Here is a 25,135-nt window from a genome sequence, read left to right as displayed (position 1 = left end):
TTGGGCCTACGTCGCCGCCCCGCCCCGGGGTCCCCGGACCTGCCGGCCGCCCGTCCGGGCGGGGCCGGCGGCGGGCGTCTTCCGCAACCGCTCGACGTGCTGCTGCTGGACGTCGCGGGAGAAGGTCAGGTAGTCGATGACCAGTTCCAGCTGCTCGGGGGTGTAGCGGCCGAACACCTTCCGGCCGGCGTCGTCGAGGAACGGCCCGATCAGGCCGAAGGCGCGCTGGGCCGCCTCCGGAGTGACCCGGATCAGGGTCTTGCGCCGGTCGTCGGGGTGCGGCGTGCGGGTGAGGTAGGCGAGTTTCTCCAGCCGGTCGAGCATCGTGGTGACGCTCCCGGTGGTCAGGCCCAGCTGCCGGCTCAGTTCACGAGGGGTGATCTCCTCGACCGCGAAAAGGATCTCCAGGCACCGCAGGTCGGTCTCGTTGACCCCCATGAGCCGGGCCAGCTCGCGGTCGAAGTCGTCGACGGCGCTCTGGTAGGCCTGCACGGCCGCGCCCAGCCGCGCTTCTACCGACCCCGGGCCTGACCCCGAGGCCGTCCCCGAGCCCGCGCCCGACTCCGTTCCGCTTGACATTCGAGATATCTCCCTGCATCGTAACTGTCGGCTATTAACTTGAAAGCCAAGATATATGAAAGTCAAGCTGAACTCGATGAGCTGAGGAGCCGACGCCATGTCGTCCAGCACGACCAACACCATGAACGTAGCCGCTGGCGGCGGCAGCGGGGCGGTGCCCTATCCCAAGCGCTGGGCGGCGGCGTTCGTGATGATCCTCGCGGCGCTGCTGGACATGATCGACGGGTCGATCGTGAACACCGCGCTGCCCTCCATCGGCAAGGGCCTCAAGGCCACCCCGGCCGACCTCCAGTGGACCGTGTCCGCGTACATGCTCGGCTTCGCCGCCACGCTGATCATCGCCGGGCACCTGGGCGACCGGTACGGCCGTAAGCAGCTGTTCCTGCTCGGTGTCACCGCGTTCGCGCTGACGAGTCTGGCCAGCGCGCTGGCGACCTCGGCCGGGGTGCTCGTCACCGCGCGTGGCCTCCAGGGCGTGGCCGCGGCCGTGATCATGCCGCAGATCCTCGCCTCGTTCCGCACGATGTTCGACGGCGAGGAACGCGGCAAGGCCTTCGCCCTGTACGGCGCGATCGCCGGGATCTCCACCGCCGTGGGCGTGCTGCTCGGCGGCGTGCTGACCGACTGGGACCTGTTCGGCTGGGGCTGGCGCACCATCTTCGTCATCAACCTCCCGCTGGCCGCCCTCGTCCTCGTCCTCGGCGCCAAGTGGATCCCGGCCTCCAAGGACCATGCCTTCAGCGGCCGCATCGACCTGCTCGGCAACCTCGTACTCGCCGCTGGCCTGGTCGCGATCGTGCTGCCGCTGGTCCAGGGCCGTTCCAACGGCTGGCCGTTGTGGGGCTGGCTCTGCCTGGCCGCGGGCGTGGCCGCGATCGCCGTGCTGACGGTCTCGGAGAAGCGGCGAGGCCTCGAACACCCCCTCCTCCCCACCGACTTGTTCAGGAAGCCCGCCTTCACCGCCGGTCTGCTCGTCCAACTCCTCTTCTACGGCGGCATGTCCGGCTTCTTCCTGGTCTTCACCATCTGGCTCCAGTCCGGCCAGGGCTACACCCCCACCCAGGCCGGTCTGCTGATGGTCGCCTTCAGCGCGGGCTCGATCCTCGCCGCCCCCGCCGTCGACCCGCTCGTCGCCACGTTCGGCCGCGGCGTGCTGATCCTCGGCGCCCTGGTGATGGCGGGCGGCCTGTTCTGGGTCCGGCACGCGGCGCAGGGCTCGGCCCAACTGCACACCGGCGCCTGGCCGTTGGTGCCCGGCCTGTTCCTGGCCGGTGTCGGCCTGATCTTCCTGATCATCCCGCTGGTCAACACCATCCTGAGCACGGTCCCCGGCCGGCTCGCCGGCGGCGCCTCCGGAATCCTCTCCACCGCCCAGCAGTTCGGCGGAGCGCTCGGCGTCGCCGTCATCGGCAACGCCTTCTTCTCCCACGCCGACAAGGGCCTCACCGACGCCCTCACCCACGCGGGCCCCTGGGCGATCGCCGCCTACGTCCTGTGCGCGGCCCTGTGTCTCGCCCTGCCCCGCAAGGCGGTCGGCAACCAGGCCGAAGCCACCGCCTGACCCTCCACTCCAACAGCGCGCTGCCCTACGGCAGTTGCGCCCCACCCCGCACCGGCGAAAGAGACCCCCATGTCCGAGAAGACCACCCCCACCGAGATCCTGACCCCCGCCGAGAAGCTCACCCTCCAGACCGCCGCCCACGGTGTCGTCTCCCTGATGGCGGCCGCCGACCCCGGCCTGATCTCCTCCACCCGCTCCGGCATGGCCGGCGGCAAGGCGCTCTCCGCCGCGACCGGCCTGGTCGGTCACGTCCTCGCCGAGAAGCCCAAGGGCCTTGATCTGGAGGGAGGTTCCACCGCCGGCCTGGCCGACCGCACCTTCACCGCGCTGGCCGACTCGGTGACCCTCCTCAAGGCCAAGGCGCCCGGCGAGGTCGAGAACTTCCGCGCCACCGTCGCCACGATCACGGAGGCCGCGTCCCGCGCCCACAAGGGCGCCGCCGGGCCCGCCGAAGCGGCCATGATCCAGAAGATCACCGCGGCTCTCGCCGACGCCTGACCAGCTGCCCTGCAAGTCAGTCGCGGGTGGCGCCCTCGGGCCAGAGGACCCGCACGGGTACGTCGTGCTCCCGCGCGTAGGTGACGACGTCGGCTGTGCCGCCGTAGCCGCGCGCGGGCCGGCCGTCCCAGACGGCGAGGAGCACATCGATCTGGTCCACGAGAAGCTCGCTGCCCGCCATGTAGGCGTCGGGGCCTGAGGCGTCGAGCCCTGTGCGGTGGACCTCCGTGGCCCGGTGGAGGAGGTCGTCGTAGGCGGGGTGGTGCCAGTCGGGCAGGTCGGCGCGGTACCGGGCGGCCGGCAGGACGGCTTCGAGTTGCCCGCCCTGGTCGAGGACCGCCCGGGCGAACCAGGTGTCCGGGCCGTCGGCGAGACAACTGACGCCCACCAGGCCCGCGTTGCCGGGTCCGGTACTGGTTCTGTACGACGCGACCGTCTCCTCGATGAGCGCGCGCACCTTCCGCTCCACCTCGCCGGACAGGCCGCGGTGTCCCGTGACCCCGACTCTCATGGGGTGGTGACTCCCGTTGTGTGAGGGGGAGTTCGGGTGATCGCGATCTCCGTCGTGTCGCGGACGCCGACCTCGCGCAGCGCGTCGATGAAGACCTCCGCGAGCCAGGCCGCGGCGTCCGGGGTCCACTCGGGCAGCGCGCACACGAAGGCCGTACGGTCACGCGCTCCGGCTCGGTGTTCGGCGCCGAGCTGTCCGTGGCCGCGCTGTACGACCAGTTCGCGCACCCGCTCCGCCTCGGTGTCCCCCGCGCCGAGGACGGAGACGAACGCCTCCGTCCGTGCGTCCGGTGCGGCCAGGGCGAACCAGGCCGCGTCCCCCACCAGATCGAACCGGGTGTCCGGCGCGAGCTGTACCGGCACCCGCACCGTCAGCCCCCTGAAGTCCAACTCGCCCACCCGGCCCAGGGAGTCGACCATGACCCGGGTCAACGGCAGGACGGGCAGGTGCTGTTGGCGCAGTCCGGTCGCGGGATACACGGTCAGCCAGGCGAGTTGCCGCACCCGGCCGTCCCGCGACCAGTCCCCGCCGGCGTCCGCGTGGCCCCAGCGCTGCCCGCCGAGTTCGGCGCCGGCGCCGAGACGGGTGGAACTCCAGCCGTAGGCGGCGGCCCGTTTGACCGCCAGCGCGAACAGGTCCTCGTCCAGGTCGTGGTCGGCGCTGACCTGCCCGATCCAGGCGTGCTCGCGCAGCACCCCGTGGACCTCGGCGGTCATCGTGAGGTCGACGGGGTCCTCCGTGCTCGTGCTCAACGCCGTTTCCCCTCAGCCCGGTCGAGTGCTGCCCGAGAGTGCTACCTGCCCCGCTGCACCAGGGCCCAGACGCCGAGCGACACCAGGACCCCACCCAACACCGCCAGCGGCAACTCGGCGTACAGGACACTCCAGTCGGGGCTCGCCTCGAAGCGCCGGAAGCGGTCCCGGACGTCGTACGACCACACCGCCAGCCCGACTCCCGCGCCGAGCAAGGCGGTCAGACATCCTCCGGCGGCCTGCGCGCGTTGTCCCATGCCCGGGACGGACGCGTGCGGGCCGCCGGAGGTTCCCGGCCGTGTTCCGGGTCGCGGTCCCGGTCAGGTCGTGAGGTCGCGGCGCCGTAGAGCCGTCAGTCCTACGGCGACCAGGGCGGCGGCGATCGCGGTGAGGACGATCACCGGGCCCCACGCCATGTCTCCGCCCGGGAGCTTCGGCAGGTGGCCGAAGGGGGAGATGTCCAGGACCGCCCGGGGCAGGTTCAGCGCGGGGCCGATCCAGCCGAGCAGGAGGGCGAGTCCGGCCGCCGCCCAGGACGCCGGGGACAGGCGCGGCGAGAGTCCGTGGAGCAGGACCGCGAGCGCGCCCAGGGTCCAGATCGCCGGGAGTTGGACCAGGCTGGCCGCGAGGATGGGGCCCGGGTCGGCGCCATAGCCGAGGGTCAGGCCGAGGCCGCTCAGGAGCATGATCAGGACCGCGCCGCCGAAGGCGATGACCAGGTGGCCGGCGGCCCAGCGCAGACGGCCGACCGCGTTCGCGAGGATCGGTTCGGCGCGCTGGCCGGTCTCCTCGCCGTGCAGCCGTAGGACCGACGAGACCGCGTACAGCGCGGCCAGCATGCCGAACATGCCGACCATCGTGGCCAGGAACGCGTTCTCGATGCCGGACTGGCCGCCCATCCGCTCGATGATCTCGCGGGTCTTGGCGTTGTCCCCGACCAGGTCCGCCGCGCCCTTCGTGATGCCGCCGAAGGCGACCCCGGCCGCGAAGAACCCGAGGCTCCAGCCCAGGATGCCGCCCCGCTGGAGACGCCAGGCCAGCGCGCCCGCCGTACCGAGACGGCCGTGGGCCGGACCCGGCCGGGCGGGCAGGAAGCTCATGCCCACATCCCGGCGACCGGCCAACTCGTAGGCCAGCGAGCCCTGTACGAGGGTCGCGGCGGCGAACAGGGCCAGCACCCACCACCGTTCGGACGCGAACGGGCGCAGGTTCTCCAGCCAGCCGATCGGGGAGACCCACGTCGCGGGGGAGGAGCCGTCGTCGGTGGTCGAGTCCCCTACCGCGCGGAGCACGAACGCCGCGCCCACCAGCCCGCCGGTCAGGCCCTTCGCCAACCGGCCGCTGTCCGTGAACTGCGCGACGATCGCCGCGAGCGTCGCGAACACCATGCCCACTCCGCCGATCCCGAGCCCGAGCGCGAGGGCTCCCGCCGCCCCCTGACCGGCCATACCTCCCGTGATCAGCAGCGCCAGCGCGGAGTTGGCGACCAGCGCCGCCAACAGGGCCGCCGTCAGCGGTGCCCGCCGGCCCACCATCGCCGAGGAGACGAGTTCCTGACGGCCGCTCTCCTCCTCGTCACGGGTGTGCCGTACGACGACGATCAGGCTCATGACCCCGGCGAGGATCGCGGCGTAGCCGCCGATGCGCCAGGCGGTGAGACCGCCGAGCGAATCGCTGAACACCGGGCCGTACGTGGCGCGCAGCGAACTGTTGGTGAGCATCTGGCGGGCGATGTCCGCGCGTTCGGCGGGGGTGGAGTAGACGCTTCGCAGTGAGCCGGGGAGGGAGAGGACCATCAGGCCCGTCACCGCGACCCAGGCCGGGATCACCACGCGGTCGCGGCGCAGGTTGAAGCGCAACAGGGCGCCGGTGCCCGCGAGTTGACGCGAGGCGCCGGTGCCGGTGCGGGTGCCGGTGCGTGCGGGGAACGCGGCGGCCGTCATTCCGTCTCCTGGTAGTGACGGAGGAACAGCTCCTCCAGCGTCGGCGGATTCGAGGTCAGCGAGCGCACGCCGGACTCGCTCAACGACCGCAGTACGGCGTTCAGTTGGCCGGCCTCGACCTGGAGGCGGACGCGGTGGCCCTGACTGTTCTGAATTTGCTGGATGGCGAGGTCGTGCACGCCGGGGATGGACGCCAACCCGTTGGGGGCGCCGGTGAGTTCGGCCGTCACGCTGGTCCGGGTGAGGTGCCGCAGGTCGGACAGCGAACCGCTCTCCACCGTGCGGCCCTTGCGGATGATGCTCACCCGGTCGCACAACTCCTCCACCTCGCTGAGGATGTGGGAGGAGAGCAGGATCGTACGGCCCCGGTCGCGTTCCTCCTCCACGCAGCGCTGGAAGACCTCCTCCATCAGGGGGTCGAGGCCGGAGGTCGGTTCGTCGAGGATCAGCAGGTCGACGTCGGAGGCGAACGCGGCGACCAGGGCGACCTTCTGGCGGTTGCCCTTGGAGTACGTGCGGCCCTTCTTGGTGGGGTCGAGTTCGAAGCGGTCGATCAGGTCGGCGCGGCGGGACTTGTCGAGACCGCCGCGCAACTTGCCGTAGAGATCGATGACTTCACCCCCGGAGAGGTTGCGCCACAGCGTCACGTCGCCGGGGACGTAGGCGACCCGGCGGTGCAGTTCGACGGCGTCGGTCCACGGGTCGCGGCCCAGGAGCTGGGCCGCGCCCGAGTCGGCGTGGAGGAGGCCGAGCAGGACGCGGATGGTCGTGGACTTGCCGGAGCCGTTGGGGCCGAGGAAGCCGTGCACCTCGCCGGTCTCGACGCCCAGGTCGAGGCCTGCGAGGGCTTGTGTCCTGCCGAACGACTTGTGCAGTCCGGAGACGGTGATTGCCTTCGTCATGGAGCCGAACGTACGCTTCTTTCAGAAATTTGTGAAGTTAAGGAAACGTGTGAAGCCCGGGTAGGGTGGGTCCATGACGGATACATCTGGTGCGACGGATACGTCTGGTGGGCGGGACGCGGAGTCCGTGTCGAAGTTCGTCGAGTCCTTCGCGGCGCAGCTCGTCGAGGCGGGGATGCAGCGGATGCCCGCGCGGATCTTCGCCGCGCTGCTGTCCTCGGACGAGGGGGCGATGACCTCCGTCGAACTGGGCGAGCAGCTGCGGATCAGCGCGGCGGCCGTCTCCGGCGGGGTGCGGTATCTGGCGCAGCAGCACATGGTGTCGCGTGAGCGCGAGCCCGGTTCGCGGCGCGAGCGGTATCGGGTTCAGGGCAACCAGTGGTACGAGGCGCTCACCAACCGCGAGGCCGTTCTCAAGCGGTGGGAGGCGGCGCTGAGCGAGGGGGTCGCCAGCCTCGGCGCGGAGACCCCGGCGGGGCGCCGCATGGCCGAGACCCTGGCCTTTTTCGAGTTCGTCGACGGGGAGATCGCGGCGATGATGGAGCGTTGGCGGGTGTACCGCGCGGAGAACTTCGGGCAGTGAAGAACGCCGGTTCGGGGGTCGCCCTGAAGGGGCGCGGGGCTGTATCGATCTGCGGCTCCGCCGCGTGGGCGCGACCAGCCACGACGCTCCCGCAGATTCGCACTCGTCTGAGGGCCGTGGCGGGCTGGTCGCGCAGTTCCCCGCGCCCCTAAAGGCAGGGAACCTCAGCGCTCCTTGGTTTCTTCGAGGACCGTTCGGCCGATCAAGGCATAGCGCTCAGGGGCCCGGCGCTTCAGGTACTGGGCGTAGCCGATGCCTGTCGCCGCGACCAGCAGTACCAGCCACGGGGTTGCCTTCAGGACCAGGGAGTTGGACTCCGAGCCCGCTGCCACGCTCATGTTGGAGACCAGAAGTACAACGACCGCCAGCATCGCGATGCCGCCGACGAGGGGCGCGGTGAACGTCTTGAACCAGTGCCGGCTCTCGGGGTGGTGGCTGCGGAAGTATGCCAGTACCGCGAAGGAGCAGACCGCCTGCACCACGAGGATCGCCATCGTGCCGAGGATGGCGAGCAGGACGTAGAGCGCGTTGGCGGGGTCCTTGCTCGTGGCCCAGAACGCGAGGATCAGGAGGGCGCTCACCACGGTCTGTACGAAGCCCGCGATGTGCGGGGAGCCGTGCTTGGCGTGGGTGCGGCCGACGGTGTTCTTGAGGGAGGGGAGGACGCCTTCGCGGCCCAGGGCGTACATGTAGCGGCTGGCGCAGTTGTGGAAGGCCATGCCGCAGGCGAGCGAGCCGGTGATCATCAGCCACTGCATGAGGTCGACCGCCCAGTGGCCGACGTAGTGCTCGGTGGGGTTGAAGAAGAGGGCGAGCGGGTTCGCCGACGAGGCGACCTTGACGGCCTCGCTCTCGCCGTTGCCGATGATGGCCATCCAGGAGACGAAGACGTAGAAGACGCCGACGCCCAGGACCGAGATCATCGTCGCCTTGGGGATGATCCTCTTCGGGTCGCGGGACTCCTCGCCGTACATCGCGGTCGACTCGAAGCCGACCCACGACCAGAAGGCGAAGAAGAGACCGAGACCGGCGGACGTCCCCTTGAACGCGTTGACCGGGTTGACCGGGCCGAAGGTGAAGCCGTGCGGGCCGCCGCCGTGCAGGGCCACCGAGATCGCCATCGCGGCGAGGACGGTCACCTCGGTTCCGAGGAGTACGACGAGCAGCTTCTCGGCGACCGAGACGCCGAACCACGTGCCCGTCGCGTTGACCGCGAGCATGACGATCGCGAAGACCCACCACGGAACGTCAAGTCCCGTCTGGTCCTTGAAGGTTCCGGTGGCGAAGGTCGAGAAGATGCCGATGAGGGCCGGCTCGAACACCATGTACGCGAACGTGGCGAGCATCCCGGACGCGAGTCCGACGGTGCGGCCGAGGCCGTAGGAGATGAAGCCGTAGAAGGCGCCCGTCGAGGTGATGTGCTTCGCCATCGAGGTGAAGCCGACGGAAAAGATTGCCAGGACGACCATTGCGACGAGGTAGCTCGCCGGGGCGCCTATGCCGTTGCCGGACGAGACCATGAAGGGCACGTTGCCGGTCATCGCGGTGATCGGGGCGGCGGTCGCGACGGCCATGAAGACCACGCCCAGCAGGCCGATGGCGTTGGGCTTGAGCCGGTGAACGGCGCCGTCCTCGCTTGCTTTCGCCGCCGGGGCGACTGACTCGTCCACTGCCATCGGGATGGTTCCTCTCGTGCTGCTCGGGTGGTGCACTGGACCGGAACTCTGTATGTCCAATGAGTCGAGAAAGGGTTGCGGGACGTTAAATGTTTGTCAACCAGACCTTTAGAAATCTGAGGAAATCTGGGGGCAACACGCGCCTCGTACGGTCACCGGCATGAGTACGTACACCTCCACGCTGGGCGGCCACAGCTACCGCTTCGGCTCCCTCGCGCGCCTGCTCGCCGCCGCGAACCCGGAGCGTTCCGGTGACCGGCTGGCGGGGCTGGCCGCCGCGTCCGCCCAGGAGCGGGTCGCGGCGCGCTGGGCGCTGGCGGACGTACCGCTGACCGCGTTCCTCGCCGAGCCGGTGATCCCGTACGAGACGGATGACGTGACCCGGCTGATCCTCGACACGCACGACGCGGGGGCGTTCGCGGCGGTGGCCGGTATGACGGTGGGCGGGTTCCGGGAGTGGCTGCTGGCGGCGGATGGCGGTGAACTGGCCGCCGTGTCACCCGGGTTGACGCCGGAGATGGTCGCGGCGGTGTCGAAGCTCATGGGCAACGCGGACCTCGTCGCGGTCGCGCGGAAGGTGCGGGTGGTGACCGCCTTCCGCTCCACGATCGGTCTGCCGGGGCGGTTGGCCACCCGCCTCCAGCCCAACCACCCCACCGACGATCCGGCGGGTGTCGCCGCGGCCCTCCTGGACGGACTGCTCCTCGGCTCCGGCGACGCGGTGATCGGCATCAACCCGGCGACGGACAGCCCGAAGGCGGTACGGGACCTGCTGGAGCTGTTGGACGGGGTGATCCAGCGCTACGCCATCCCCACCCAGTCCTGCGTGTTGTCCCACGTCACGACGAGCATGGACCTGATGGCGGCCGGTGCCCCCGTGGACCTGGTCTTCCAGTCCATCGCGGGCACCCAGGCGGCGAACGCGTCCTTCGGCGTGACGCTGGGTTTGCTGGACGAGGCGTACGAGGCGGCGAAGGCGCTCGGCCGGGGCACGGTCGGCGACAACGTCATGTACTTCGAGACGGGCCAGGGCAGCGCCCTTTCGGCGGACGCGCACCACGGGGTGGACCAGCAGACGGTGGAGGCGAGGGCGTACGCGGTCGCCCGCCGCTACGACCCGCTCCTCGTGAACACGGTGGTGGGCTTCATAGGCCCGGAGTACCTGTACGACGGCCGCCAGATCCTCCGCGCCGCCCTGGAGGACCACTTCTGCGGGAAAGTCCTCGGCCTCCCGATGGGCCTGGACATCTGCTACACGAACCACGCGGACGCCGATGACGACGACATCGCCACGATGCTCACCATGCTCGGCGTGGCCGGCGCGTCCTTCGTGATCTGCACTCCGGGCGGCGACGACATCATGCTCAACTACCAATCCGCCTCGTACCACGACGCGTTGTACCTCCGCGAGGTCCTCGGGCTGCGCCCGGCACCGGAGTTCGAGTCCTGGCTCGCCTCGATCGGCCTGCTGGGCGAGGGCGGCGAGATCAGGGACGTGTCCGGTACGACCCACCCGTTGACGGCGATCGGAAGGGAACTGGTGGCATGACACTCAGTCAAGTGACTCCTGTGGAACTGGAGTTGTGGCCGTCGTTGCGCCGTCACACCCAGGCGAGGATCGGCCTGGGCAGGGCGGGCACGGGCCTCCCCACCCACCACCGCCTGGAGTTGCAGGCGGCGCACGCGGCAGCGAGGGACGCGGTCCACTCCCCGTTCGAACCGGACGTGGTGGCGGCGGCCCTGAGGGGCGAACCGACCGTACGGGTCCGCAGCGCGGCCCCCGACCGCCTCACCTACCTCCAACGCCCGGACCTGGGCCGCCGGTTGGACCCCGCCGACCGCGCACACCTCCCGGTGGGGGAGTGGGACGTGGTGTTCGTGGTCGCCGACGGCCTCTCCAGCCGTGCGGTCCACGAACACGGCGCGGCGATGGTCCGAGCGACGACGGCACTGCTCCCGACCACCTGGCAGGTCGCCCCGGTGGTGCTGGCGGAACAGGCCCGCGTGGCCCTCGGCGACGACGTCGCCTCGGCGATGGGCGCGACGATGGTCGTGGTCTTCGTCGGCGAACGCCCCGGTATGTCGGCGGCGGATTCCCTGGGCGCGTACCTGACGTACCGCCCGAAGCCAGGCGTCACGACGGACGCCGACCGCAACTGCCTCAGCAACATCCGCCCGCCGCTGGGCCTGACGTACGAGACGGCGGCGGGGAAGCTGGCGGGGTTGATGGGGAGGGCGAGGGAGTTGGGGGCGACGGGGGTGGCGCTGAAGGACGACTCGGACGCACCGATGCTGAACAACTAGCCCAAATCCACCCGGCCCGGTGTTAACTCAGCCTCTCCGTTCCTTGATCAGCAGGGCCCGGAAAACCCAGCCCCTCCGGCGTTTGAGGAGCGGGGGTCCGGGGGCCGGCCCCCGAGTCGGGGTCGAAGGGGCAGAGCCCCTGGAGGATGGGATGGGTAGGGGCGGCGGGGGCGAAAGAAACCCTCACCCCACCACCGGCAGCGTGAGCCCCCAAGCCCCCTCCCGCGCAACCCACGTCCGCGTCCGCACCGGCCCCGCCACCACCGCATCCGCCCGGTACCGGAAATCCGCCCCGGACACGGTGACCGACCGCCCCCGCGCGTACAACGGCGAAGCCTCCGCCCCCACCGAGACCGGCCGTACCACCACCTCGGCGAACCCCGACGCCCCCGGCGTCACGGACAGCCCCTCCACCGGCTGGTCCAGGTCCACCAGAGTCACCCCGTCGACCTCGACCCGCAGCCGGGCCGGCGGCCCGAGCCGGGTCACACCCGCGAGCGGCTCCCGAGACGGCCGCACCGGCACCAGCGTCCGTACCAGCGACTGACACGTCCGCAACCACGACGCGTGCGCGGAGCCGGAACCGGAGCCGGACGAGGACGACGCCGTCAGCGTCTCCTCCTGATCCGCCGGCGGAGCCTCCCGCATGGGAGGAAGCGAAGGAATCCGCAGCGCCCCCAGCACCACCCCGTCACTGTCGTCCACCAGAAGATCCATCCGCCGTACGACCCCGTCGAGCACGGCGCGCGCCGCGGCGACCGCCCCCGTGGGGATGCCCAGCGCCCCCGCCAGGGACAGCCCACCCCCCACCGGCACCATCGACAGCGCACATCCGGCCAGCTCCCGCTGCCGGTGCAAGAGGGACACCGCACGCATCAGCGCCCGGTCGTCGCCGACCACCACCGGCCGGCGCGAACCCCGCCGCGCCAGGACCCGGGCGAATTCCTCGGGCCCCTCCGGCAGGCACACCTTCGTCGCCGCACCCGCGCTGAGCACGTCTTTCGCGATACGGACGGACTCCGCGTCGGTGCGCCGGGCGACCGGATCGATGACGATCAGCAGCTGATCGGAAGTCGCGAAAGTCGCCACCTCGGCCATGCCTCGCTTCCTCGGGTAGCATCTTTGTGCAAGAGCCCCTTGCGCTATTGCGCCAGGGGCTTCGTCTATTCCGGGGCATCCGGTCCGACGGGTCGCGACCGACGAGGGTCGCCGGCGTGCGGGGCACACACGTGCCGCGTACGCCCCTGACCTTGGACATGCCCCGCCCGGAAGGGGTGTACGCGCGTGCCCGCACTTGTGCTGCTCGGTGCTCAGTGGGGTGACGAAGGCAAGGGAAAGGCGACGGACCTGCTAGGTGGGTCCGTCGACTATGTGGTGCGCTACCAGGGCGGCAACAACGCCGGCCACACGGTAGTCGTGGGCGATCAGAAGTACGCCCTTCACCTGCTCCCTTCCGGGATCCTCACACCGGAGTGCACTCCGGTCATCGGAAACGGTGTCGTCGTCGACCCGTCGGTCCTGTTCTCCGAGCTGAACGGACTGAACGAGCGCGGCGTCGACACGTCCAAGCTCCTGATCAGCGGTAATGCTCACATCATCACGCCCTACAACGTGACGGTGGACAAGGTGACCGAGCGCTTCCTCGGGAAGCGGAAGATCGGCACCACCGGCCGAGGCATCGGCCCGACCTACGCGGACAAGATCAACCGCGTCGGCATCCGGGTCCAGGACCTCTACGACGAGTCGATCCTGACCCAGAAGGTCGAGGCGTCCCTCGACAACAAGAACCAGATGCTCACCAAGCTCTACAACCGCCGCGCGATCGCCATCGAGCAGGTCGTCGAGGAGCTGCTGTCCTACGCGGACCGCCTCAAGCCGTACGTCGCCGACACCGTCCTGATCCTCAACAAGGCGCTGGACGACGACAAGGTGGTCCTCTTCGAGGGCGGCCAGGGCACCCTCCTGGACATCGACCACGGCACGTATCCCTTCGTGACGTCGTCGAACCCGACCGCGGGCGGCGCCTGCACCGGCGCGGGCGTGGGCCCGACGAAGATCAGCCGGGTCATCGGCATCCTGAAGGCGTACACGACCCGTGTCGGCTCGGGCCCGTTCCCCACGGAGCTCTTCGACGCGGACGGCGACGCGCTGCGCCGTATCGGCGGCGAGCGGGGCGTCACCACCGGCCGTGACCGGCGCTGCGGCTGGTTCGACGCGGTCATCGCCCGCTACGCGACCCGCGTGAACGGCCTGACCGACTTCTTCCTCACCAAGCTCGACGTCCTCACCGGCTGGGAGGAGATCCCGGTCTGCGTGGCGTACGAGATCGACGGCAAGCGCGTCGAGGAACTCCCGTACTCGCAGAGCGACTTCCACCACGCGAAGCCGATCTACGAGACCCTGCCCGGCTGGAGCGAGGACATCACGAAGGCCAAGACCTTCGCGGACCTCCCGAAGAACGCGCAGGCGTACGTGAAGGCGCTGGAGGAGATGTCGGGCGCACCGATCTCCGCGATCGGTGTCGGCCCCGGCCGCACGGAGACGATCGAGATCAACTCGTTCATCTAGGGCGACGGTTGGAGCGGCTGTCGGAGCCGCGGCTGAGTGGTCCCCTTGGGCCGGTCTTGGGAATCCTTGACCGGCCCTTGGGCTGTCCGTGGTTACGCCGGTAACAGGTGAAGGCCAGCATCTACGCGGGTAGCCCCGCCGCGCCCCGCACGCCACACCCGCTCTCTTTGCCCTTCCAGGAGTCCTGAATGCCCGTCAATCCCATGAACCGCCGTGAGTTCGTGCAGAAGTCAGCCGTCACCGGCGCTGCCGTCGCCGTCGCGGGCACGGCAGCGGCGACCCCGGCCGAGGCCGCCGACCGCCACCCCAAGCCGCACCCCCACCCGAAGCCGAACAAGACCTGGTCGTTCTCCATCCTGGGCACGACCGACCTGCACAGCCACGTCTTCGACTGGGACTACTACCTCGACAAGGCCTACTCCGACTCCAAGGGCAACTCCGTCGGCGTCGCCCGCGTCGCCACCCTCATCAAGCAGCAGCGCAAGGCGAAGGGCGAGGGGCACGTCCTCCTCGTCGACGCCGGTGACATCATCCAAGGCACCTCGCTGGGCTACTACTTCGCGCGCGTGGACCCCATCACCAGCGGCTCCAAGCACCCGATGGCCACCGCCATGAACCACATGCGCTACGACGCCGCCGCCCTCGGCAACCACGAGTTCAACTACGGCATCGACACCCTGCGCAAGTTCGAGCAGCAGTGTCACTTCCCGCTGCTCGGCGCGAACGCGCTGGACGCGAAGACCCTGCGCCCCGCGTTCGCCCCGTACACCGTGAAGAAGATCCGCGTCCCCGGCGCCCCCGACATCAAGGTCGGCATCCTCGGCCTCACCAACCCGGGCATCGCCCTGTGGGACAAGGACAACGTCAGCGGCAAGATGGTCTTCCCGGGCCTCGTCGAACAGGCCAAGAAGTACGTCCCGCGGCTGCGCGCGCTGGGCTGCGACGTCGTCTTCCTCACCGACCACTCGGGCCTGGACGGCAGTTCTTCCTACGGCGACGAGCTCCCGTACGTCGAGAACGCCTCCAACCTCGTCGCCGAGCAGGTGCCCGGCATCGACGCGATCCTCGTGGGCCACACCCACGTCGAGGTCCCGTCGTACACGGTGAAGAACGAGGAGACCGGCGAGGACGTCCTCCTCTCCGAGCCGTACTGCTGGGGCTACCGCCTGAGCGTCTTCGACTTCGAGCTCGAACTCGTCCGCGGCCAGTGGAAGATCACCAGCAAGACGGCGCAGACCCTCAACCCCAACACGGTGGACGAGGACCCGGAGATCAGGAAACTCCTGGAAGCCGACCACGAGTTGGTCGTGAAGTACGTCAACACGTCCGTCGGCACCTGCACCGAGGACCTCTCGGCGGCGGAGTCCTGCTGGAAGGACGTCCCGATCATGGACTTCATCCAGCAGGTGCAGATGGACTCGGTCAAGGCGGGCCTCTCGACGGCCGACGCGGCGCTCCCGCTGATCTCGGTCGCGGCCCCCTTCAGCCGCACGGCCGACATCCCCAAGGGCTCCGTCACCATCAAGGACATCGCCGGCCTCTACATCTACGACAACACCCTCTACGGCAAGAAGCTCACGGGCGCCCAGCTCAAGGACTACCTGGAGTACGCGGCGAAGTACTACTACCAGGTGCCGGCGGGCACGAAGGTGGACACGGCCACCCTCACCAACGCCAACAGCTTCTGGGACTACATGTACGACGTGGCCGCGGGCGTCTCCTACGACATCGACATCGCCCAGGCCGAGGGTTCGCGCATCAAGAACCTCACGTACAACGGCACTTCGGTCACGGACGACCAGGTCTTCGTGGTCGCGGTGAACAACTACCGCGCGAACGGTGGCTCCGGCTACCCGCACATCGCCGCCGCGGAGACCGTCTACAGCGCCACCGACCAGGTCCGCGACCTGATGATCGCCTACGTCACGGCGAAGGGCGCCCTGGACCCGGCGGACTTCGCGGCGGTCAACTGGAAGCTGACGCAGGCCGGCACGGCGGTCTTCTAGACCCCGGACCTGCCTTCGGCGCCGAGCGCGAGGAGCACGGACGACCATGGAAGTCCTGGGCGGGGTGAGGCCCGCACCGCCCTGGTCCTGGAGTCCGTGCTCAGCGCGGCGGCCGTCATGTGGTCGTCGTCCCTGCTGTGGGCCCACCGCGACGCCCTGTACGCCGACCCCGCCCCCGCGACGCCCCCTTTGTCCGGGCATATCCTGAATGTGTCCACCCCGCGCACGCCGACCAGAAGAAGGTGACTGCGATGCGCATGATGCTGAAAGCGTCCATGGACACGGAGAAGGGGAACGAGGCCATCCGCAACGGGACTCTCGGGAAGCTGATGGAGGAGACCCTGGAGCAGATCAAGCCCGAGGCCGCCTACTTCACCGCCGAGGGCGGCAAGCGCACCGCGTTCCTGTTCTTCGACCTGGCGGACCCCTCGGACATCCCGTCGATCAGTGAGCCGCTCTTCCTCAACCTGGGTGCCGAGCTGACCTACACCCCGGTGATGAACGCGGAGGACGTCTCGAGCGGTCTCTCCAAGATCCGCTGAAGGTCCGCTAGCTGAACACGATCATCGAGCCCTGCGCCAGACTCCGCGTCGCCGCCGCGTGCAGGCCCAGCCACACGTGACGCTCCCGGGCGAAGGGGCTCGGATCATACGGTGCGGCTACGGCCGGTTCCTCCAACTCCGTGGGAGCGGAGGGGGGTTCCGGGGGCGACGGCGGGTTCGCCGGGTCGATGCCGATCGTCGGGGCCACGAACTCCAGCTCGCGCAGCAGGGCTTGGGAGGAGCCCAAGGGCCCGCCGCCCGCGAGGAGTTCGTCGTTCGCGAGCGGGTGCGGGAAGTCGACGGGGACGTACGCGCCCGCGTGGTCGTAGTGCCAGACCAGGTGGGACTGCTGTGCCGTCGTCTCGAACATCTCCAGGAGTTGTTCGTAGTCGCCGCCCAGTTCGTCGACCGGCGTCACCGGGAGACCGCACACCTGGAGGAGGTAGGCCCGGCGCAGGAAGTGCAGCGCGTCGTAGTCGAAGCCCGCCACGGGGGCGACCTCGCCGGACAGCCCCGGCATGTACTGGTACACCGGCACCGGAGGGAGCCCGGCCTCGGCCAACAGGGAGTTGTAGAGCGCGAGTTCCTCGGCGAACGGATTGTCGGGGGTGTGGCACAACACGTCGACGAGCGGGACCAGCCACAGGTCACAGGCCAAAAGGGGGCTCCTCGGTTACTCGCTGCGCAGCGTGGATCTCGCATGGTGGTCAGGCAAGAGTAGGGGGAAGAGTAGTCGGTGCGGCCCGGGTCAGCTCCCCTCGTGCAGGTCCCATACCCACACGCCGTCCACCCACTTACCGGGTTTGCCGACCAGCTTCTCCACCGCCGTGCGGAGCTTGTCGTCGTTGGGCTGCGGCGCGATCACCAGCGCGCCCGCGTGCCAGAACGCGAAGTCGACCTTGGCCTGCGCCTGCCAGTTCTTGCCGATCGTCGGGATGACGCCGGTGTAGCGCACGTCCCGCAGCATGTTGGAGGTGTAGCGGGGCGAGGCGCCGTAGATGCCGATGCGGTCGTCGCCGTAGGGGCCGTTGAAGTAGCCGCCCGGCATCTTGAAGCCGAGGCCGGACGCCGTCTGCCAGTGCAGGGGTTCCGCCGAGCCCGGGTCGGCGAGCGGGACCGGGACGATGGATTCGCCGGCGCGGACGTACGACTTGTAGGTGCCGTCCGTGAAGAAGGCCGGCACCGTGGCCCGGTCGACCGCCTTCAGCGGTGCCGGGATGATCGGGATCACGGCCATGCACACGGCGAGCAGACCGATGTACTGCGTGCCTATCTGCCGTGTCGCCGCCAGCTTGTCCACCGCTATCGCGAGCAGCATGCCCAGCGCCGGTGCGCAGATCATCGCGACCCGGCCCTCGATCACCGACTCGAAGAGCGGCTTGTGGGCGAGCAGGGCCCACGGGCCCGGGTAGACCGTGTCCGTGAGCGGGATGCGGATCTTGGGGCCCATGGAGAGGACCGCCGCCGCGACCGCCGTGAACGCCAGCGCCTTGACGAGCGCGTGCTCCCACAGTCGTACGACGATCGCGAGGGCGAGGAGGACGAGCGGCCAGCCGTAGAAGGCGTTCTGCTCGGTGGGGTTGAGGGAGAGGGCGTCGGCCCGGACCTCGTTGCCCGCGATCAGGGAGCGTTCGGCGAAGGAGAGCAGGGCGAGGGGGCTGTTGCCGGCGTTGTCGCCGTGCAGGACGCTCTTGTAGCTCTGCGGGCCCATGAACTGGTAGTAGAGCGGGATCAGGATGATCGGCGCGCAGATCCCGGCCGCGATGCCCAGGCCCTTCAGCAGGGGGCGCCAGGACGTCTTCACCACGTCCCTGCGGATGACGCCGTACGACGCCGCGAACAGGACCATGCCGATCGACGCCAGGAGCAGGGGCTCCTCGCCGAGGAAGATCTGGTAGGCCGCCATCAGGCCGAGCACGACGCCGTCGCGGACGACCCGCGTGCCCGTGCACAGGCGCAGGGCGCGGTCGATGATCAGCGGGATCATGAAGAGGATGACGAAGTTCGGGTGCGCGTTGGCGTGGCTGACCATCGGCGGGGCGAAGGCCGCCAGCGAGGCGCCGACGAAGGCCGCCGCCCGTTGCCGTACGACGCGCTTCACGATCAGCCAGTACCAGGCGGCGGCCGTGGCCGCGAGGCCGAGCGCCATGCAGACGCTGAGCGAGACCGCGGGGCCGGCCAGCAGGGTGAGGGGCGCGAAGGGGACCGACAGGCCCAGCATGACCGTGTTGGCCATGAGGTTCACGCCGTCGGGGAAGCCCTGGAGGTTCGAGAAGAACGGGTTGTGGAGGTGGGCCACGTTGTCGGCCGTGACCGCGAAGAACCACTCCCACTGGTTCTGGTCCTGGAGCGAGTCGACCAGGTAGCGGTGGTCCGGGTCGAAGAGGCGGCCCGAGTAGAGGCCGACCGACATGAGGAGGAAGAGGACGGTGACCAGGACGTCGACCGGGCGCAGGGAGCGGGCGCGGAGGCGGCCGAGTTCGGTGAGGACCTTGGCGTAGTCGAGGGGCCGTACCTTCGAGCCGGACTGGTGGGCCCAGCGCACCGGCACCTCGGCGACCTCCCAGTCCGCGCGGCGGAAGTGCTGGAGGACCTCCACGTCGATGCCCCAGCCGTTGATCCGGGAGGCGGCGAAGGCCTCGCGGGCGCGGTCGCCCTCGAAGAGCTTGAAGCCGCACTGGGTGTCGCGTATGCCGGGCACCGCGGCCTGGCGTATCAGGAAGTTGCCCGCGCGGCCCAGGAGTTCGCGTATCGGATGCTGGTGGCTCTCGATCGTCGCGCCCGGCGCGGCGCGGGAGCCGATCGCGGCCGCGCGGCCCTCGCTCAGCTCCTTGTCGAGTTTCTCCAACTCCTCGATGGGCGCGGCCAGATCGGCGTCGGTGACCAGCACCCGGTGCCCGCGCGTGGCGGCGACCCCGAGGCGCAGGGCGTGGCCCTTGCCGCGGTTGCGGGGGCTGGTGACCAACTGCACGCGCGGGTCGGCGCGGGAGGTGACGACGTCCGGGGTCCCGTCGTCGGAGCCGTCGTCGGCGACGATGATCTCCCAGTCGCCGAAACGGCCCTCGTTGTCGCCCAGGTACGCGGTGATCGCGTCGAGCGTCGGCCCGAGCCGCTGTTCCTCGTTGTAGGCGGGCACGACGACGCTGAGGTCCACGGCGAGACCGGGGTCCACTGAGGCACTGTCCACGGCCGGAGTGGCCCTTTCCGGTCCGGTCACCGGGCGGCCAGCCGCTCGATGAGGTCGAGGGAGTGCGTGTTGTACGCCAGGACGATCGAGCGTGCGGCCGGGGTGTCGCGGCGCGCCAGGGCGTCGACCAGCTCGGTGTGCTCGGACCACAGCCGGCCGCGCAGATCGCTCAGCCGGCGCAGATGCTGCACCGTGCACACCCAGGACTGGACGCGCAGCCGGTGCAGGAAGTCGCCGAGGTAGGGGTTGCCGAACATGGCGCTCAACTCGCGCCAGTAGCGCAGGTCGTAGCCGATCAGGACGCTCAGGTCACCGGCGTCGGCGGCGCGCTGCGCCTCCTCGCCGCGGCGGCGGACACCGGCGAGCGCGGCGACCGTACGGGGGTCGTCGGTGCGGTCGAAGACGGGGTGGCCCTTGATGAGGGCCAGGAACATGCCCTCGGTGACCAGGGCGCGGGCCTCGATCATCCCGCGGTGGTCGGCCACCGAGTACTCGTGGACGCGGAAGCCGCGGTGCTGGTCGGCTTCCAGGAGTCCCTGCGCGGAGAGATCGACGAGAGCTTCCCGGACCGGAGTCGCGGAGACGCCGTACTGCTCGGCGATCTCCTTCACCGTGAACTCCTGACCGGGCTGGAGCCGGCCGGCGAGGACCTCGTCGCGCAGCGCGTCGGCGATCTGCTGCCGCAGGGTGCTGCGGGTCACGGCGCCGCTGCCGCTGCTTCCTCCGGGCATCGTCGGGGCGTCTCCCTCGTCGCGTTCGATGGCGTACTCGTATATGTCTACGAGCACGCCACCTTACGCGTTCGGGTTCCCCTCCTGCCCGGATGCGGGCACCCGTTGAACGGACCCGCCCATTCCGGGTGTTAAGAGGTGTATTCGGCGCCGAATTACACGCCGTTTTACGCGGTGAATTCGTCCGCGACGGAGAGCGCCGCGTCCAGAGCCGCGAGGCCCTCCTTCAGCTCGGCCTCGCTCACGTTGAGCGGCGGGACGACGTGGGTGCGGTTCATGTTGACGAACGGCCACAGCCCCTGCTGCTTGGCGGCGGCCCCGAAGGCGGCCATCGCCGCGTTCGCCTCACCGGCCGCGTTGTACGGCACCAGCGGCTCACGCGTCTCCCGGTCCTTCACCAGCTCCAGCGCCCAGAACATCCCGACGCCCCGCACCTCGCCCACGCTCGGGTGCCGCTCGGCCAGCGCCCGCAGCGCGGGCTCGACGACCGTCGTACCGAGGGTCCTCGCGTTCTCCACGACTCCCTCCTCGGCCATCACGTTGATCGTCGCGACGGCCGCGGCACAGGCCAGCGGGTGCCCGGAGTACGTCAGCCCGCCCGGGTAGGGCCGCTTGCCGAAGGTGTCCGCGATCGCGCCGGAGATGGCGACACCGCCGAGCGGCACATAGCCGGAGTTCACGCCCTTCGCGAAGGTCATCAGGTCCGGTACGACGTCGAACAGATCGGCCGCGAACCACTCACCGGTCCGCCCGAACCCGGCCATCACCTCGTCGAGAATGAAGACGATCCCGTACTTGTCGCAGATCTCCCGGACCCCGGCGAGATAACCGGGCGGCGGCACCATGATCCCGGCGGTCCCCGGAACGGTCTCCAGGACGATCGCGGCGATGGTCGCCGGCCCCTCGAAGGAGATCGTCGTCTCCAGGTGCTCCAGCGCGCGCTCGCACTCCTGCGCCTCGGTCTCGGCGTAGAAACGGGACCGGTACAGGAAGGGCGCCCAGAAGTGCACGACCCCGGCCGCGGCGCTGTCGCTGGCCCAACGGCGGGGATCCCCGGTGAGGTTGATCGCCTGCTGCGTACCGCCGTGGTACGAGCGGTAGGCGGAGAGCACCTTGGGGCGGCCGGTGTGCAGCCGGGCCATGCGCGTCGCGTGCTCGATCGCGTCCGCGCCACCGTTGGTGAAGAAGATCTTGTCCAGGTCGCCGGGGGTCCGCTCGGCGATGAGCCTGGCTGCTTCGGACCGGGCCTCGATCGCGAAGGCGGGCGCGAAGGTGGTCATCGTCGCGGCCTGCTCCTGGATCGCGGCGACGACCTTCGGGTGCTGGTAGCCGATGTTCGTGTAGACGAGCCCGCTGGTGAAGTCCAGGTAGCGCCTGCCGTCGTAGTCCCAGAAGTACGACCCCTCCGCGCCGGCCACGGCGAGCGGGTCGATGAGCTCCTGCGCGGACCAGGAGTGGAACACGTGCGCGCGGTCCGCGGCCTTCACGGCGGCGCCGGCCTGGGGGTTGGGCTGAGGGGTCATGCGGGCGAGCGTAAATGTCCGCGATGCGGAAAAGGAATCGGCGTCCTGTCTGTGGTCGGGCGGTTTCCGCGACAGGTTGTCGGGGCTGGACGGCCCCACGGGCACGGCCCCGCCGTTACGGAACCGTAGACACCGCTCCGTCCGTCCCGTCGTTTGCCCGCACTATTCTCGGTCTGTCGCGGAGCACAGGGGCGCGACCGGGGCGTGACCGGGGAATTCAGGGGAGGCGGCGCGGTCGTGGAGAAACTGGGGGCGGCCGATCCGCAGCGGATCGGGGCGTATCGGCTGCTGGCCCGGCTGGGGGCCGGTGGCATGGGCCATGTGTATCTGGCCCGGTCGGACCGGGGGCGCACGGTCGCCGTGAAGCTGGTGCGGGAGGACCTCGCCGCGCAGGAGGAGTTCCGGGCGCGGTTCCGGCAGGAGGTGCGGGCCGCGCGCCGGGTCGGCGGCCACTGGACGGCGCCCGTGCTGGACGCGGACACCGAGGCCGAGGTGCCGTGGGTGGCCACCGGGTATGTCGCCGGGCCGAGCCTGCAACAGGTCGTCGGGCGCGATCACGGGGCGCTGCCCGAGCGGTCGGTACGGATCCTCGCGGCCGGTCTCGCGCACGCGCTGAAGGACATCCACGCCGCCGGCATCGTCCACCGCGACCTCAAGCCGTCCAACGTGCTGGTGACCATCGACGGTCCCCGCGTCATCGACTTCGGCATAGCGCGCGCCCTGGAGACCCAGGCCGGGGACGGGCTCACCCGCACCGGTTCGCTGGTCGGCTCGCCCGGTTTCATGGCGCCGGAACAGGTGCGGGGCGACCGCATCACCCCGGCGTGCGACGTCTTCTGCCTCGGCTCCGTCCTCGCCTACGCGGCCACCGGCACGCTCCCCTTCGGCGCCGCCAACAGCGGCGTCCACGCCCTGATGTTCCGCATCGCCCAGGAGGAACCCGACCTGTCGGGCGTCCCCGAGGGCATCGCCGACCTGGTCCGCGACTGCCTCCGCAAGGACCCGGCCACCCGCCCCACCCTCAACCGCATCCTCGACCGCACGGGCGCCGAGGACACGGTCTCCGGCGGCCGCTCCCGCGACCCGTGGCTGCCGGGCGCGCTGGTCGCCCAACTCGGCCGCCACGCCGTGCAGTTGCTGGACGCGGAGGACCCGGAGACGACGGAGCTCGAACGGGTGGACGTGGACCGCGAGGACGCGGAACGCGTGGACCTGGAGAAGGCCGCGCCGGAGACGGGGGACCCGGGCCCGGCTCCGGCCCCGGAGAGAGGGGCCCCGGAGGCGGTTCAGGGGACCGCGCCCGTTCCGGCGGCCGCCCCTGCCCCCGCTGCTGCTCCCGCCCCCGCCCCCATTGCCGTGGCGAAGCCGGTTCCCCTCCCTGAAAAACCCGCCAACGCTCCCGAAGCCTCGCCCGAGCACGCTCCCGCCTCCGACGACTCCGCCCCGGCACCGGCACCCGACGAGCACCTCCCGACGGTGGTCGCGGACCCGGCCGGGGCCACCCGGACGCCGCCGCCCCCACAGCCCCCGCACCCGGCCTACGGCTACCCGCAACAGCACCCCCAGCCCTCCACCGCCTACGGCGACCCGCAGCGGCCCGACCAGCCCACCGCCTACGGCTCCCCCCAACCCTCCCCGGCCGCCGGCTACCCCCCGCCCCCGGCCCGCCAACTCCTCGGCTGGGGCGGCCAGGTGCCGTACAACCCCTACCCGCACAACGGCGGCCTCGGTGCCACTCCGCCCTACGGCCCGGGGCCGGCCGGGGCGGTCCCGCCGTACGGGGAGCCCCAGCCGCCGCGCAGGAACGGGCGGTCGACCGTGCTCCTCGTCGTGGTCGCGCTGGTCGTCGCGCTGGGGGCCGGTGGCTCGGTGTACGCGCTGATGAAGGACGGGGGCAACGGCGGTCGTACGAAGGCCGGTTCGGGCGGCCAGGCCACCAGCGCCGCGCCCACGACCCCGGGGCCGAGCACCGGGGAGCCGTCGCCGAGCCGATCGCCCTCACCGACAACGTCCGGCGACGGTGACGTACCCAGCGGATACCTCGGCACCTGGAACGCGGCCATCGACAACGCCACGGGCCACAACACCCGCCAACTCACCATCCGGCAGGGGAAGGTGGGGTCCCCGGTCCTCACCCTGGTCGCGGACGGACCCGGCTACCACTGCGAGTTCACCGCCGACCTCGCCCAAGAGCCGGGCGGCGAGAGCCCGTTGGCGATCGGCGCCTCCACCGTCACCTCAGGGAAGCCGCTGTCGTCCTGCAACCCGGGCTCCGCCACCGAGATCACCCTGCTGTCGGCCACCACGCTGGAGCGCGTGAGCACCAGCAACGGGGAGAAGCTGACGTACACGAAGGCGGGCTGAACGTCAGGCTGGGCGTCGGGCCGGCGTCCACCTCACCGGGGCTCGGGCGGCCGCTGCCTCGGCATGTTCGGGCGGGTGCCGCCGCCCGGTCCCGGCGGCATCGGGAACCTGCCCTGGACGACGGTCCCCTCCGGACGGCTCGCGGGCACCACCGCCGACTGGATGCCCAGCGGCCCCGACCCGGTCCGGAACTCCACCATCCAGTCGGCCGTCTCCACCCGGACCAGTTCCGTCACGTCCTCCGAGAAGCGCCGCAGCACCCCAAGACACCGGTCCGCGGCCTCGCTCGCCGTGCCCTCCGCGGGCCCCAGGAACTCCCGCACACCCTCCGACGCCCAGTCGAACTGGAGCACCTGGAGACGGCGCTGCACGGCCTGTGCCGTAGCGACGTCCCGCATCCAGCCGGACGTCATGCCGAAGAACCGGTCCCCGGCCACGCACGCGACCCCCAGCAGCAGCGCCAGATAGCCCCAGGCGGCCACCCCGCCCGCCACCCCGGTGAGGTCCAGCAGGGGCAGCGCGGCGCCCGTCAGCGCGCCCAGCGCGGCGCCCGCGCGCAGCACCCGCGCCCCGCGCCGCTTCCACACCCGGTCCGTGAGGTAGCGGGTCGCCGTCTCCAGCGCCCCGCGCTCGACCCACCGGTACAGCTCGTCCAGCCGGGCCGTCGGCTCGCCCCAGTCCCCGAGCGGAAACGTCCGCCCGGCCAGATCGCCGCCTTCGGGCTGAATCTCCGGCTGACCCACCCGGCACTCCCTTACGTCGTGTGACACCTGATGCTGATGTGCCGGACCCTTCCTACCGCCCAATGGGTGGCGAAGGATCTGGTTTCACCTCTTTTCCGCCCGGAAGTGGGTCTTGATCAGGTATAGGACACGGTGAAGACTCACTCGAAAGAGTGCTGAAGC

The 25,135-nt window shown here is 70.5% G+C and carries 22 protein-coding genes; 9 read left to right on the top strand and 13 right to left on the bottom strand.

All coding sequences use genetic code 11. The features are described from left to right. Window positions 1–6: 6 nt before the first annotated feature. Window positions 7–579, bottom strand: a complete 573-nt coding sequence (locus OG714_RS24010; protein WP_406123933.1) for a MarR family winged helix-turn-helix transcriptional regulator — start codon at window positions 577–579, stop codon at window positions 7–9. 97 nt (window positions 580–676) lie between these two features. Between OG714_RS24010 and OG714_RS24005 the strand changes: the two genes are divergently transcribed. Next, window positions 677–2,140: an MFS transporter gene (locus OG714_RS24005; RefSeq protein WP_406123931.1), complete on the top strand. Its 1,464-nt coding sequence runs from the start codon at window positions 677–679 to the stop codon at window positions 2,138–2,140. A 69-nt stretch (window positions 2,141–2,209) separates the two neighbouring features. Beyond that, on the top strand, window positions 2,210–2,638 hold the full coding sequence (locus OG714_RS24000; RefSeq protein ID WP_406123929.1) for a hypothetical protein: 429 nt from the start codon (window positions 2,210–2,212) through the stop codon (window positions 2,636–2,638). 16 nt (window positions 2,639–2,654) lie between these two features. Here OG714_RS24000 and OG714_RS23995 read toward each other — a convergent pair whose 3' ends face one another. The 5 genes from OG714_RS23995 to OG714_RS23975 all read right to left on the bottom strand — a co-directional run bounded on the left by OG714_RS23995 (window position 2,655) and on the right by OG714_RS23975 (window position 6,746). Next, the gene (locus tag OG714_RS23995; RefSeq protein ID WP_406123928.1) at window positions 2,655–3,149 is read right to left on the bottom strand and encodes a hypothetical protein; all 495 of its coding nucleotides are present in this window, start codon (window positions 3,147–3,149) and stop codon (window positions 2,655–2,657) included. Then, complete coding sequence (locus OG714_RS23990) at window positions 3,146–3,901, bottom strand: hypothetical protein (RefSeq protein WP_406123927.1); 756 nt, start codon at window positions 3,899–3,901, stop codon at window positions 3,146–3,148. The genes OG714_RS23995 and OG714_RS23990 overlap by 4 nt, the downstream gene beginning before the upstream one ends. A 41-nt stretch (window positions 3,902–3,942) precedes the next feature. Beyond that, window positions 3,943–4,158, bottom strand: coding sequence for a hypothetical protein (locus OG714_RS23985; RefSeq protein WP_406123925.1), 216 nt, complete (start codon window positions 4,156–4,158; stop codon window positions 3,943–3,945). A 63-nt stretch (window positions 4,159–4,221) separates the two neighbouring features. Then, window positions 4,222–5,844 (bottom strand): ABC transporter permease, encoded by a 1,623-nt coding sequence (locus tag OG714_RS23980; RefSeq protein WP_406123924.1) that lies wholly within the window; start codon window positions 5,842–5,844, stop codon window positions 4,222–4,224. Beyond that, window positions 5,841–6,746, bottom strand: coding sequence for an ATP-binding cassette domain-containing protein (locus tag OG714_RS23975; RefSeq protein WP_406123922.1), 906 nt, complete (start codon window positions 6,744–6,746; stop codon window positions 5,841–5,843). Before OG714_RS23975 ends, OG714_RS23980 begins: the two co-directional genes overlap by 4 nt. Before the next feature lie 73 nt (window positions 6,747–6,819). Here OG714_RS23975 and OG714_RS23970 point away from each other — a divergent pair, with 73 nt between their 5' ends. After that, complete coding sequence (locus OG714_RS23970) at window positions 6,820–7,329, top strand: GbsR/MarR family transcriptional regulator (RefSeq protein ID WP_406123920.1); 510 nt, start codon at window positions 6,820–6,822, stop codon at window positions 7,327–7,329. Window positions 7,330–7,493: 164 nt separating this feature from the next. Here the strand turns inward: OG714_RS23970 and OG714_RS23965 are convergent, their stop codons facing one another. After that, the gene (locus OG714_RS23965; RefSeq protein ID WP_406123918.1) at window positions 7,494–9,005 is read right to left on the bottom strand and encodes an APC family permease; all 1,512 of its coding nucleotides are present in this window, start codon (window positions 9,003–9,005) and stop codon (window positions 7,494–7,496) included. A gap of 160 nt (window positions 9,006–9,165) precedes the next feature. Between OG714_RS23965 and OG714_RS23960 the strand changes: the two genes are divergently transcribed. Then, window positions 9,166–10,554, top strand: a complete 1,389-nt coding sequence (locus OG714_RS23960) for an ethanolamine ammonia-lyase subunit EutB (protein WP_406123917.1) — start codon at window positions 9,166–9,168, stop codon at window positions 10,552–10,554. Further along, entirely contained in the window at window positions 10,551–11,309 is a 759-nt protein-coding gene (gene eutC, locus OG714_RS23955; RefSeq protein ID WP_406123915.1) for an ethanolamine ammonia-lyase subunit EutC, read from the top strand. The genes OG714_RS23960 and eutC overlap by 4 nt, the downstream gene beginning before the upstream one ends. Window positions 11,310–11,492: 183 nt before the next feature. Here eutC and OG714_RS23950 read toward each other — a convergent pair whose 3' ends face one another. Continuing rightward, window positions 11,493–12,407 (bottom strand): diacylglycerol kinase family protein, encoded by a 915-nt coding sequence (locus OG714_RS23950; protein ID WP_406123913.1) that lies wholly within the window; start codon window positions 12,405–12,407, stop codon window positions 11,493–11,495. A 186-nt stretch (window positions 12,408–12,593) separates the two neighbouring features. Here OG714_RS23950 and OG714_RS23945 point away from each other — a divergent pair, with 186 nt between their 5' ends. The 3 genes from OG714_RS23945 to OG714_RS23935 all read left to right on the top strand — a co-directional run bounded on the left by OG714_RS23945 (window position 12,594) and on the right by OG714_RS23935 (window position 16,425). After that, window positions 12,594–13,877 (top strand): adenylosuccinate synthase, encoded by a 1,284-nt coding sequence (locus OG714_RS23945; protein ID WP_406123912.1) that lies wholly within the window; start codon window positions 12,594–12,596, stop codon window positions 13,875–13,877. A gap of 188 nt (window positions 13,878–14,065) precedes the next feature. Then, complete coding sequence (locus OG714_RS23940; RefSeq protein WP_406123910.1) at window positions 14,066–15,883, top strand: bifunctional metallophosphatase/5'-nucleotidase; 1,818 nt, start codon at window positions 14,066–14,068, stop codon at window positions 15,881–15,883. A gap of 251 nt (window positions 15,884–16,134) precedes the next feature. Further along, window positions 16,135–16,425, top strand: a complete 291-nt coding sequence (locus tag OG714_RS23935; RefSeq protein WP_406123908.1) for a hypothetical protein — start codon at window positions 16,135–16,137, stop codon at window positions 16,423–16,425. 7 nt (window positions 16,426–16,432) lie between these two features. On the opposite strand, the gene OG714_RS23930 is transcribed toward OG714_RS23935, so the two are convergent. The 4 genes from OG714_RS23930 to OG714_RS23915 all read right to left on the bottom strand — a co-directional run bounded on the left by OG714_RS23930 (window position 16,433) and on the right by OG714_RS23915 (window position 21,866). Beyond that, the gene (locus OG714_RS23930; RefSeq protein ID WP_406123907.1) at window positions 16,433–17,083 is read right to left on the bottom strand and encodes a hypothetical protein; all 651 of its coding nucleotides are present in this window, start codon (window positions 17,081–17,083) and stop codon (window positions 16,433–16,435) included. Window positions 17,084–17,173: 90 nt separating this feature from the next. Further along, complete coding sequence (locus OG714_RS23925) at window positions 17,174–19,612, bottom strand: dolichyl-phosphate beta-glucosyltransferase (protein ID WP_406123905.1); 2,439 nt, start codon at window positions 19,610–19,612, stop codon at window positions 17,174–17,176. A gap of 26 nt (window positions 19,613–19,638) precedes the next feature. Beyond that, window positions 19,639–20,343 (bottom strand): GntR family transcriptional regulator, encoded by a 705-nt coding sequence (locus OG714_RS23920; RefSeq protein ID WP_406131922.1) that lies wholly within the window; start codon window positions 20,341–20,343, stop codon window positions 19,639–19,641. A 167-nt stretch (window positions 20,344–20,510) separates the two neighbouring features. Then, complete coding sequence (locus tag OG714_RS23915; RefSeq protein WP_406123904.1) at window positions 20,511–21,866, bottom strand: aspartate aminotransferase family protein; 1,356 nt, start codon at window positions 21,864–21,866, stop codon at window positions 20,511–20,513. 237 nt (window positions 21,867–22,103) lie between these two features. On the opposite strand from OG714_RS23915, the gene OG714_RS23910 reads away from it, so the two are divergent. Beyond that, window positions 22,104–24,230: a protein kinase domain-containing protein gene (locus tag OG714_RS23910; RefSeq protein WP_406131921.1), complete on the top strand. Its 2,127-nt coding sequence runs from the start codon at window positions 22,104–22,106 to the stop codon at window positions 24,228–24,230. A 32-nt stretch (window positions 24,231–24,262) separates the two neighbouring features. Here the strand turns inward: OG714_RS23910 and OG714_RS23905 are convergent, their stop codons facing one another. After that, the gene (locus OG714_RS23905; RefSeq protein WP_406123902.1) at window positions 24,263–24,973 is read right to left on the bottom strand and encodes an SLATT domain-containing protein; all 711 of its coding nucleotides are present in this window, start codon (window positions 24,971–24,973) and stop codon (window positions 24,263–24,265) included. Window positions 24,974–25,135 lie beyond the last annotated feature (162 nt).

It is taken from the genome of Streptomyces sp. NBC_00989, from assembly GCF_045162655.1.
GTDB lineage: Bacteria > Actinomycetota > Actinomycetes > Streptomycetales > Streptomycetaceae > Streptomyces.
The sequence above is the reverse complement of the archived record's forward strand: the minus strand, read 5'-3'. Positions and strand labels throughout refer to the sequence as shown.

Coding starts and splice junctions, on each gene's coding strand:
- OG714_RS24010 (WP_406123933.1), bottom strand. CDS start 579: ATGTCAAGCGGAACGGAGTCGGGCGCGGGCTCGGGGACGGCCTCGGGG.
- OG714_RS24005 (WP_406123931.1), top strand. CDS start 677: ATGTCGTCCAGCACGACCAACACCATGAACGTAGCCGCTGGCGGCGGC.
- OG714_RS24000 (WP_406123929.1), top strand. CDS start 2,210: ATGTCCGAGAAGACCACCCCCACCGAGATCCTGACCCCCGCCGAGAAG.
- OG714_RS23995 (WP_406123928.1), bottom strand. CDS start 3,149: ATGAGAGTCGGGGTCACGGGACACCGCGGCCTGTCCGGCGAGGTGGAG.
- OG714_RS23985 (WP_406123925.1), bottom strand. CDS start 4,158: ATGGGACAACGCGCGCAGGCCGCCGGAGGATGTCTGACCGCCTTGCTC.
- OG714_RS23980 (WP_406123924.1), bottom strand. CDS start 5,844: ATGACGGCCGCCGCGTTCCCCGCACGCACCGGCACCCGCACCGGCACC.
- OG714_RS23975 (WP_406123922.1), bottom strand. CDS start 6,746: ATGACGAAGGCAATCACCGTCTCCGGACTGCACAAGTCGTTCGGCAGG.
- OG714_RS23970 (WP_406123920.1), top strand. CDS start 6,820: ATGACGGATACATCTGGTGCGACGGATACGTCTGGTGGGCGGGACGCG.
- OG714_RS23965 (WP_406123918.1), bottom strand. CDS start 9,005: ATGGCAGTGGACGAGTCAGTCGCCCCGGCGGCGAAAGCAAGCGAGGAC.
- OG714_RS23960 (WP_406123917.1), top strand. CDS start 9,166: ATGAGTACGTACACCTCCACGCTGGGCGGCCACAGCTACCGCTTCGGC.
- eutC (WP_406123915.1), top strand. CDS start 10,551: ATGACACTCAGTCAAGTGACTCCTGTGGAACTGGAGTTGTGGCCGTCG.
- OG714_RS23950 (WP_406123913.1), bottom strand. CDS start 12,407: ATGGCCGAGGTGGCGACTTTCGCGACTTCCGATCAGCTGCTGATCGTC.
- OG714_RS23940 (WP_406123910.1), top strand. CDS start 14,066: ATGCCCGTCAATCCCATGAACCGCCGTGAGTTCGTGCAGAAGTCAGCC.
- OG714_RS23935 (WP_406123908.1), top strand. CDS start 16,135: ATGCGCATGATGCTGAAAGCGTCCATGGACACGGAGAAGGGGAACGAG.
- OG714_RS23920 (WP_406131922.1), bottom strand. CDS start 20,343: ATGCCCGGAGGAAGCAGCGGCAGCGGCGCCGTGACCCGCAGCACCCTG.
- OG714_RS23915 (WP_406123904.1), bottom strand. CDS start 21,866: ATGACCCCTCAGCCCAACCCCCAGGCCGGCGCCGCCGTGAAGGCCGCG.